The sequence below is a fragment of the Microvirga roseola genome (assembly GCF_020866965.1).
Taxonomy (GTDB): Bacteria; Pseudomonadota; Alphaproteobacteria; order Rhizobiales; family Beijerinckiaceae; genus Microvirga; species Microvirga roseola.
This window is the reverse complement of sequence record NZ_JAJATX010000100.1, coordinates 1-8,947: the sequence shown is the minus strand read 5'-3', so window position 1 is coordinate 8,947 and position 8,947 is coordinate 1. Positions and strand designations below refer to the sequence as shown.

The 8,947-nt window shown below is 63.1% G+C and carries 8 protein-coding genes; 4 read left to right on the top strand and 4 right to left on the bottom strand.

Features of this window, described 5'->3' with window-relative positions; genetic code table 11:
- Window positions 1-73: 73 nt before the first annotated feature.
- The gene (locus tag LG661_RS23755) at window positions 74-247 is read right to left on the bottom strand and encodes a DUF1328 domain-containing protein (RefSeq protein ID WP_230534467.1); all 174 of its coding nucleotides are present in this window, start codon (window positions 245-247) and stop codon (window positions 74-76) included.
- A gap of 199 nt (window positions 248-446) precedes the next feature.
- Here LG661_RS23755 and LG661_RS23750 point away from each other — a divergent pair, with 199 nt between their 5' ends.
- Window positions 447-650, top strand: a complete 204-nt coding sequence (locus LG661_RS23750; RefSeq protein WP_230534466.1) for a hypothetical protein — start codon at window positions 447-449, stop codon at window positions 648-650.
- A 58-nt stretch (window positions 651-708) separates the two neighbouring features.
- Here LG661_RS23750 and LG661_RS23745 read toward each other — a convergent pair whose 3' ends face one another.
- Window positions 709-1,569: an SDR family oxidoreductase gene (locus LG661_RS23745; protein ID WP_230534464.1), complete on the bottom strand. Its 861-nt coding sequence runs from the start codon at window positions 1,567-1,569 to the stop codon at window positions 709-711.
- A gap of 122 nt (window positions 1,570-1,691) precedes the next feature.
- Entirely contained in the window at window positions 1,692-3,023 is a 1,332-nt protein-coding gene (locus LG661_RS23740) for a solute carrier family 23 protein (RefSeq protein WP_230534463.1), read from the bottom strand.
- A 164-nt stretch (window positions 3,024-3,187) separates the two neighbouring features.
- Between LG661_RS23740 and LG661_RS23735 the strand changes: the two genes are divergently transcribed.
- Entirely contained in the window at window positions 3,188-4,207 is a 1,020-nt protein-coding gene (locus LG661_RS23735; protein ID WP_230534462.1) for an alpha/beta hydrolase, read from the top strand.
- Between the two features lie 6 nt (window positions 4,208-4,213).
- Here LG661_RS23735 and LG661_RS23730 read toward each other — a convergent pair whose 3' ends face one another.
- The gene (locus tag LG661_RS23730; RefSeq protein WP_230534461.1) at window positions 4,214-5,161 is read right to left on the bottom strand and encodes an NAD(P)/FAD-dependent oxidoreductase; all 948 of its coding nucleotides are present in this window, start codon (window positions 5,159-5,161) and stop codon (window positions 4,214-4,216) included.
- Between the two features lie 454 nt (window positions 5,162-5,615).
- Between LG661_RS23730 and LG661_RS23725 the strand changes: the two genes are divergently transcribed.
- A complete protein-coding gene (locus LG661_RS23725; protein ID WP_230534459.1) occupies window positions 5,616-7,130 on the top strand; it encodes a hypothetical protein in 1,515 nt (504 codons plus the stop codon).
- Window positions 7,131-7,923: 793 nt separating this feature from the next.
- Window positions 7,924-8,742, top strand: a complete 819-nt coding sequence (locus LG661_RS23720; protein WP_230534458.1) for an acyltransferase family protein — start codon at window positions 7,924-7,926, stop codon at window positions 8,740-8,742.
- Window positions 8,743-8,947 lie beyond the last annotated feature (205 nt).

Sequence of the window (8,947 nt, the reverse complement as noted above, 5' to 3'; positions counted from 1 at the left end):
GAACATGCTCGGCACACAAGCAAAAGCCGCTCCGAGTGGAGCGGCGTTCCGATCTCCGTGGACGCGGTGATCGCTACATCGAATTCCGGCCGCGGAGCAGGCCGATGACGGCGGAGATGGCGAACAGGACGATGGCGACGAAGAAGATCAGTTTCGCGATCTCGACCGCAGTGCCGGCGATGCCGCCGAAACCGAACAGGGCCGCGACCAGAGCGATGATGAGAAATGTGACTGCCCAACCGAGCATAACGTTACCTCGCATAATGCTGGATCGACCATAAGGCCGACGTCTACCGATCAACGCCAAGCATAACCGTGAAGTTCCGCTCCCTGGACTTACTCGGACAGACATGGATTCGTGATTGAAAGTAGTTCTTGCGCCAAGCACGAGTATGGAACTCGCCTCATGCCTGCACGTTTTTTAAAAGACTTTGGAGGCAGATTTGATGACCCGTGCAGTGGCCCTTCGTGCATTTTTTATTTTTGCCGCAGTTACTATCCTGTCCGCTGTGACCGGTCTGGCGTCTCAGTCGGCCATTGCTGAAGTTCTTTTCCTGGTCGGCGGCTCCCTCGCCGCGCTCATGCTCTTCTTTATGGCGACGGCTCTTGCGCCTGCGCCCATTCCTGTGAGAGTTCGCAGGCGACGCTGATCGGAAGATCTCCGATGCGAAAAGGGCGGCTCCTCCGGAGCCGCCCTTTTTCCTTGGCTCAGGATTCCGTGGGATCGCCGCCGTTCGGGTGAAGGACGGAACCGGTGATGTAGGAGGCATCCGCACAGGCAAGGAACAGGAATGAGGGAGCGACCTCATTGGGCTGGCCGGGACGCTTCATGGGCGTGTTCGCGCCGAACTGCTTCACCTTGTCCGGCGGGAAGGTCGAGGGGATCAGCGGCGTCCAGATCGGGCCCGGCGCAACGCCGTTCACGCGGATGCCCTTCTCCGCCAGCTTCTTCGCCAGCGAGCGCGTGAAGGCCACGATGGCCCCCTTCGTGGAGCTGTAATCCAGAAGCTGTGGGCTGCCGCGATAGGCCGTCACCGAGGTGGTGTTGATGATGGAGGCCCCCTCCTTCAGATGCGGCATGGCCGCCTGGACCATATGGAAATAGCCGAAGATATTGGTGCGGAAGGTGCGCTCCAGCTGCTCGGGCGAGATCTCGTCGATTTCCTTCTTCGGATGCTGCTCGGCGGCGTTGTTGACGAGAATGTCGAGCTTGCCGAATTGCTGGATGGCCCGGTCCACGGCGGAGCGGCAGAAGCCGGGCTCGCCCACGTCGCCGCCGATGGTGAGGCATGTGCGCCCTTCCCGCTCCACGAGCCGCTTCGTCTCCTGCGCATCCTCGCCTTCATTCAGGTACACGATGGCGACATCCGCGCCTTCGCGGGCAAAGAGCACGGCAACCGCACGGCCGATGCCGCTGTCGCCGCCGGTGACGAGGGCCGTCTTTCCCTGGAGCCTGCCGCTGCCGGGATAGCGCGGCTCGTAATCCGGCTTCGGGTGCATCTCGGTCTCGAGGCCGGGCTGCCGGTCCTGTTGCTGGGGAGGCAGGGTCTGGTTCTCTTGGGAGCTCATGGCATCATCCGCTGTTCGAGAGACGATGCGGGCTCCGGGCCGGCCGGGAGGCCGGGCCAGAAAAGGGAAGCCCGCGTTGAGGCTCAACGCGGGCTCGGTAGGCGTGTTCCTGAGCTCTCAGGCTATTCGGCGGGCTGCGTGCGCTCAGCCGCCACGGGCCCAATCCGCAGGACGTGATACAGGATGATCGCGCCGAAGGTGGCGGTGCCGATGCCGTCCAGCGTGAAGCCGCCGATATCGAGCTTGAAGTTGCCCGCGCCGAGCACCAGCGCCACCGCCACGGTGATGAGGTTGCGCGGGTTGGAGAAGTCCACCCGGCTCTCGACCCAGATGCGCCCGGCGGTGGCGGCGATGAGGCCGAACACGACGATGGACAGCCCGCCCAGCACCGGCCCGGGGATCGTGCCGATGAAGGCCCCGAATTTCGGCGAGAGGCCGAGGACCAGGGCGAAGCCGGCGGCGATGATGAAGACCAGCGTCGAGTAGATGCGGGTGACCGCCATGACGCCCATGTTCTCGGCATAGGTCGTCATGCCCGTGCCGCCGCCCGCGCCGGAGAGCATGGTGGCAAGGCCGTCGCCCATGAAGGCGCGGCCGAGATAGGGATCGAGGTTGCGGCCGGTCATGGCGCCGATGGCCTTGATGTGCCCGAGGTTCTCGGCGACCAGGATGATGGCGACGGGCGCGATCAGGCTCATCGCCTGCATCTCAAAGACGGGGGCCTGGAAGGTCGGCAGGCCGAACCAGGCCGCCTCCCCGATCTTCGTGAAGTCGATGGGCGTGCCGTAGCCCAGCACGTTGGCGCTGATGTAATAGGCGAGATAGCCGATGGCCCCGCCGAGCAGCACAGGCAGGCGGCGCCAGATGCCCGGCGCATAGACCGCCACCAGCCCTACCGCCACGACGGTGGTGAGCGCGATCCAGCGCGCGAAGGCCGTGCCGGCCTGGTTGTCGGGCGTGATGCCGGAGGCGCTGTTGATCGCAATCGGCGCGAGCACGAGGCCGATGGCCGCGACGATGGCGCCGGTCACCACCGGCGGCATGAGCCGCTCGATCCAGCGGTGCCCCGCCATCTGGACCACAAGGCCGATGAGGAAATAGAGCGCGCCGGCCGCGATGATGCCGCCGAGCGCCAGCGGAATGTTCGGGTTGGGCGAGCCGACCGCAGCGCCCGTCGCGACCAGCACCGGGCCGATGAAGGCGAAGCTCGAGCCGAGATAACTCGGCACCCGGCCGCCCACCACCACGAAGAAGAGCAGGGTCGCGATGCCCGAGAACAGGATCGAGACGTTCGGGTCGAAGCCCATCAGGATCGGGGCCAGCACCGTTGCCCCGAACATGGCGACCACGTGCTGCAGGCCCACCACCACCATCTGGCCGGTCGGCATGCGCTCGTCCGGCATGATGGCCCCTTCGGTTTTCAAGGTCCATTTAGGAAAGAAACTGTCGGTCATTCTCACTCCCCCAAGCAATGACGCGTGAGATTTCACCGTAGACCCGGGAACGGTGGAATGGCTAGGTGGGGTAAGGACTTATTAACGGCCGCAACAGCCCAGCTTCTGGACACCTGCCGGTTTGATAGTCACATCATTGGCCGGGCTTCGAGGAGGACGAGACCATGCGCAAGGATCACGACGTGCCGGCCGGCACCATCCACCAGCTCTGGATCGACGGCAGGCTCCTTCAGGACAATCTCCTTGGCGACCCGGCCCGGCGCCGGGTCGACGTCTATGTGCCCGCGGGCCATGACGGGCGGGGCCTGCCCCTCCTCGTCGATCTCGTCGGCTACACGGCCGGGGGCCCTGCCCACACCAACTGGAAGAACTACGGCGAGAACGTTCCCGAGCGGCTCGACCGGCTGATCGGCACGGGAGCCATGCCGCCGGTCGCCGTCGCCTTCCCCGATTGCTTCACGCGGCTCGGCGGCAACCAGTATGTGGACAGCGCGGCCATGGGCCCGTGGGAGAGTTTTCTGATCCGCGAGATGCTGCCCACCATCGAGGAGCGCTTCGGCTGCGGCGGCGAGGGGCGGCGCGGCGTTTTCGGCAAGAGCTCCGGCGGCTTCGGGGCCCTCGTGCATGCCTTGCGGCATGGCGGCGCGGTCTGGTCTGCCGCAGCCTCCCATTCGGGCGATGTGGGCTTCGATTACCTCTACAATCTCGGCGAGTTCGGCGGGGCTTTGCGCCACCTCTTGGATTGCGGCATGTCCATCGAGGCCTTCCTCGGCAAGTTCGAGAAGGGCCACAAGGCGAAGGACAAGGACTGGCACACCCTGATGCTGCTGGCCCAGGCCGCGAGCTTCGACCCCGACCCGAGCCAGTTCTGCGGCATCCGACTGCCGGTGACGATGGACACCTGCGAAATCATCGAGGAGCGCTGGGCCAACTGGCTGCGCTGGGACCCGCTGCGCATGGCGGATGCCCCCGAATACCAGGAGAACCTGCGCAGGATGAAGGCCCTCTTCATCGATTGCGGCGACATCGACCAGTACAACATGGTCTATGGCTCCCGGCAGCTGCACCGGAAGCTCGAGGCCGCCGGCGTTCCCCACACCTACGAGGAGTTCCACGACGACCATTTCTCGGTGGATTACCGCTTGGACGTGAGCCTGCCGCTGCTGGCGAAGGCGCTGGCCTAAAGGACCTCACGCCCCGCCAGGCTCGTCCTCGGTCGGCAATTCGCAGTGGTTGTGGATGTGGGTGGCTGCCAGCGCCGCGTGGCCCATACCCACCACGATCTGGTCGATGCCCCGGACGATGTCGCCCGCGGCATAGAGCCCCTTCACGCTGGTCTGGCAATGGCCGTCGACGATGAGGCTGCCCTTGGGGTCATGCTCGGCCTCGAGCGCCAGGGCGAGATCCGTGCGGTATTTGAGGCCGAGCGCCGAGTAGAGCACGTCGAAGCGGTGCTCCTCGCCCCCGGCATGGAGAGCCGCGATACGGTCATTCTCCAGCTCGAGGGCCTCGACCGGAGCCTCGACGACCTTGATGCCGTGCTCATCGAGCCTCGCCTGCTGCTCCGGAGCGAGTTCCAGGGCCTGGCCGAGGGTGAGCAGGGTCACGTCGTCCGAATAGGTGCGGGCGATGAAGACCGCCTCCCCGACCCCGTGGGCGCCATAGGCGATGACGGCGATCTTCTGGTCCCGGGATTCGTAGCCGTCGCAGATCGGGCAATAGTGGACGAGGCCGCTCTGGACCGCGTTGGGCAGGTTCGGCAGGTCGGGCTCGATATCGACCGCCCCCGTCGCCAGCATGACCCGCCGGGCAGCGATCTGCCGTGTGCCGCCCTCGCTCGTCTCGATGAGCCCGATGAACCGGTCCGGCTGCTTGCGCAGCCCCGTCACCGTACCGGATACGATGCAGTCCCCGTACTGCTCCAGGTTTTCGCGCGCCCGGGCCACGAGGTCCTTGCCCGAAATGCCTTCCGCGAACATCGGGATGTTGTGGCTCGTCGGAATCCAGGCCGCCCGCGGCGATCCGCTGTCGATTACCAAGAACCGGCGCTTGAACCGGGCTAGATACAAAGCCGTCGTCAACCCCGCCGGCCCTCCCCCGACAATCAGGCAATCCAGAATCTCCCCACGCGTATCCATCGATCCTCCTGCGGCTTGGCAGAAGGGATAACCGGCGAGAGTGGGAAAAGATCGGGCGGACGACACGAGGAGTTTGGTAGCGAGGGCGCTGAGCAGGTCGGCTGTTTCCGGGCAGTCCGTGGGGATCGGTGGGTTCGTTCTGCCAAAAATGAGCGCTTGCAGCATCTCACAATTATAAGCTTGATAATTGCGCACCCAGCAACTTAAAGATGCAAAGCAGCGGAGATAGCGGGAAGTCGGCTCTGGGCCTACACCAGCCCCTCCACTTAGACTTTAGAAGAGTGCCTGACTTGCGGAGCTCTGGCTGTACCTAGAAGGACACAGAGGCTAGAGCGGTTGTGAGCTAAATTTGATCCCTTTGAAACAGGCGCAGCATTGCCGGGCCTGTGTACAGGGCGGGCAGCATGAGCCTGCCGGTTTCCCCCATCATCAGGGCTCGAAACAGGAGCGGCGCATGCAGCAGTTTCCACGCGGCTTTTTCTGGAGCCAGAGTCCGGTCGATCTTCCCGGCGGCTACATTTCAGGGCCGCTAGAACATCTCTTTGCCTGTAAAGATCTGGCCGTTTGTCATGCCGCCGACGGGCGGGGCTCGATCACGATTCTTGGCCTCTGCGTCGGGATTAGGCCTGAGATCTCAGATCCGGCATTCTGGCTTCTTGATGCTCTCGGGCAGACGAATTTCTATGAGGCTCTGGACTATCTATGTGGACGCTATGCCGTTTTCATCCAAGACCAGAACGGTCTGCGCATCCTGTCCGATGCCACTGCGATGCGGACTATTTTTTACAGATCCGATTTTCAGGTGATCGCGTCGCATGCGCGGTTGGCGACGGCCAGTGAGCCGACACTCGACTTCCCATTTCGTTACGGCTTTCCGGGCAACAGGACGCCTTTCGCCGATGTCAAGCTCCTGACGCCGAACACGTTGATCGATCTGCCGGCAAGTGGAACAGGCCTCCATCCCGTACACTCTCATCATCCACGAGCAGGTGTGCGCCGCTTTTGGCCTGGCGCAAAGCTCTCCGCACGCATGCCCAAAGAGGCGGCCGACCTGGTCTTGGAGTGGGCTTCGACGGCCATCCAAAAGGTCGCGGAAAAGCACCCCATCCGGCTGGCGCTGACCGCTGGCCTCGACAGTCGGGCGATGCTGGCTGCTGTGCTCCACAGCGGAGTGCCATTCGAAACCTATACCTATGGCGGCGGGAAGGGTGCAGTGCGTGATACCACCGTTGCATCCGACCTTGCTCACGCAGCGGGGGTCAAGCACTCGGCTATACGGGTTTCCGAGCCTAGAGGTGAGACGCTGTCCGCGCTCAAGCTGGCCACCTATGCCCGCCACCACTTCCATGCGGTACAGCCGCTTGCGGAGTGGTTTGGCGACAAAGACAGCGCTGCGATCACTGCAAACCTGTTGGAGATCGGGAGAGCCTTCTATGCCAAGATGACAAAAACCCCGCTGATGTCTCTGAAGGAACCCTGGACAGGGAGCAAAGGAGCACTTGCGGCAATGCGGGCTTTGGCAAGAGCTGTTGTGATCCGGATGAAGAATCCATCTCCACCGATTTCGGCAAAAGCCATGCGAGCGCTGTATGTGTCCTCCATGCCAAACCCTGAAAAGCACGAGGCCGAAATCCGCCAGGGGTGGAACAGGGCTGCAGAGGAAGCCTTCCAGGACTTCATCGCAACGAGCGATTTCAACGCCGCCCGTGGCATCCTTGATCCGTTTGACCAATTCTATTGGGAACACCGCATGGCTGCCTGGCATGGTGTCTCCATGCTGGAGCGGGACTTCTATGCCCAAGCCTTTATTCCCTTCAACGCCCGGGCGATTTGGGAGGTCTTGCTAGGGGTACCATTTGAGGACCGTGTGAACGCGGTTGCGTTTTACCGGCTTATTGAGACCGTCGATCCGAACCTGCTGACCATCCCGATCAACCCGAGGGAATGGTCTCCTTCACCGCAGACATGAAATTGGCGTGTTTGATGCTGAAGCCCGCATCCCACAAGGCAGGGACTTGCCGTGGTGCTACGCGACACCCATCCATCGCGTCCGAACCCCGCGTATCGCTGTCCATTTCGTGTGCTGGCCGCCCCAGGTGAGCGGAGTGGCCCCGATGTCCCCGACAGGTTCGACGGCCGCCGGAGAACATCCAGCCAGAGTTGGGGAATGGCGGTAGCCTCATCGATGTCATCAGTCATGGGTTTCACCCAATTGGTGCGGCTGTCCATCCTTGGNGTTCGACGGCCGCCGGAGAACATCCAGCCAGAGTTGGGGAATGGCGGTAGCCTCATCGATGTCATCAGTCATGGGTTTCACCCAATTGGTGCGGCTGTCCATCCTTGGCTTTCGCTCAGAAAAGCGGGCTTGGACCCGGAGGCGCCTGCATCCTCCGGGTCCAAGCCACCGCGCTGTCGACCCGTTCTGGTGGACAGCAGGTCAGCTGTCTCCCTCTGGCACGCTCTCGCTGGTGCCGGCTCACGCGTCCGAGTGACGGTGTTAGGGGTGCAGCCGGATGCCAAATCCACGGTACCGGGATAGATTGGCGTCGGCGACCCGATTGAGGCGACTAGCAGAAGGACGAACTGGGTTCCTGTGTGACTATTTTTATAATCTCCAAGTAAGAACTCCATGTGTCAGATGCCCAATTGACAGTTACGTAATTGTGTTTCATTTTAGATGTTCGGTTTTCTTTGCGAAGCATTGATTTGCCCGGCTAAGCCTTTTGAGGAGGTGGAGCCCCCGAGCCCAGAATGTTGAACTGATGGCCAATGCGACCACACGGAGATCCAGCACCTACCGTCCCGAGATTCAAGGCATCCGCACCATGGGCGCGCTGCTGGTGGCCGGCTTTCACATCTGGGGCGGGCGCGTCTCAGGCGGCGTGGACGTGTTCTTCGTCATCTCCGGCTTCTTGATCACCGGGTCGCTCTACCGCGAACTCCAGAAGAGCCGCACCATCGACATTCTCGCCTTCTGGGGCCGCATCGCCAAGCGCATTGCCCCGATGGCCTATCTGATCCTGGCGCTTACACTTCTGGCCGCCCTGCTCTGGCTGCCGCAGACCCGCCAAGCCGGCTTCCTGGCTGAGGCTTTCTACAGCGCCGTTCATCTCGAGAATCTCAAGCTCATGAGGAGCCCGGTCGATTATCTCGCTCGCGAGGAGGCACCCAGCCCGGTGCAGCAGTTCTGGGCCCTATCGCTCCAGGTGCAGTTCTATGCCGTCTGGCCCTTCCTGCTGCTGACGACCGCCTTCGCCGCCAAGCACCTGCGTGCCGCCGGGGGGCTCTTAATCGCGGTGCTCGCCGCCGTGCTCCTGGCCTCGCTTGCCTATTCTGTCGTGGAAACCGCGCGCGATCCGGCCCCAGCCTATTTCGACCCCCTCGCCCGAGTGTGGGAGTTTGCGCTCGGTGGCCTCCTGGCCACGGTTCTGCCGCGCCTGACACTGCCGCCGGTGGTGCGCGGCTTGGCCGGCTGGACCGGGCTGCTGCTGGTGGTCAGCTGCGGATTCGTGCTTCCCAAATCCGCGGCCTTTCAGGCTATGCCGCCCTGTGGCCGGCCGTCGGCTCGGCCCTGGTACTAATCTCGGGTGGGGGCGGGCTGCGGTTCGGGGCCGACCGGGTACTGCCTCGCGACCGCTGGTGGCCTTGGGCGAAGTCTCGTTCTCGTTCTATCTCTGGCACTGGCCGGTGCTGATCTTCGCTATGCTGATGACCGGACGCACCCACCTGGGACTGGGGACGGGCCTAGCTGTGAGATCTGAGGAGGTTGTTCATCCCGTCTGAGGG

Bases quoted from the DNA above. Each gene is read 5' to 3' on its own strand.
- LG661_RS23720 (WP_230534458.1), top strand. From the start codon at position 7,924: ATGGCCAATGCGACCACACGGAGATCCAGCACCTACCGTCCCGAGATT.
- LG661_RS23725 (WP_230534459.1), top strand. From the start codon at position 5,616: ATGCAGCAGTTTCCACGCGGCTTTTTCTGGAGCCAGAGTCCGGTCGAT.
- LG661_RS23755 (WP_230534467.1), bottom strand. From the start codon at position 247: ATGCTCGGTTGGGCAGTCACATTTCTCATCATCGCTCTGGTCGCGGCC.
- LG661_RS23730 (WP_230534461.1), bottom strand. From the start codon at position 5,161: ATGGATACGCGTGGGGAGATTCTGGATTGCCTGATTGTCGGGGGAGGG.
- LG661_RS23745 (WP_230534464.1), bottom strand. From the start codon at position 1,569: ATGAGCTCCCAAGAGAACCAGACCCTGCCTCCCCAGCAACAGGACCGG.
- LG661_RS23740 (WP_230534463.1), bottom strand. From the start codon at position 3,023: ATGACCGACAGTTTCTTTCCTAAATGGACCTTGAAAACCGAAGGGGCC.
- LG661_RS23735 (WP_230534462.1), top strand. From the start codon at position 3,188: ATGCGCAAGGATCACGACGTGCCGGCCGGCACCATCCACCAGCTCTGG.
- LG661_RS23750 (WP_230534466.1), top strand. From the start codon at position 447: ATGACCCGTGCAGTGGCCCTTCGTGCATTTTTTATTTTTGCCGCAGTT.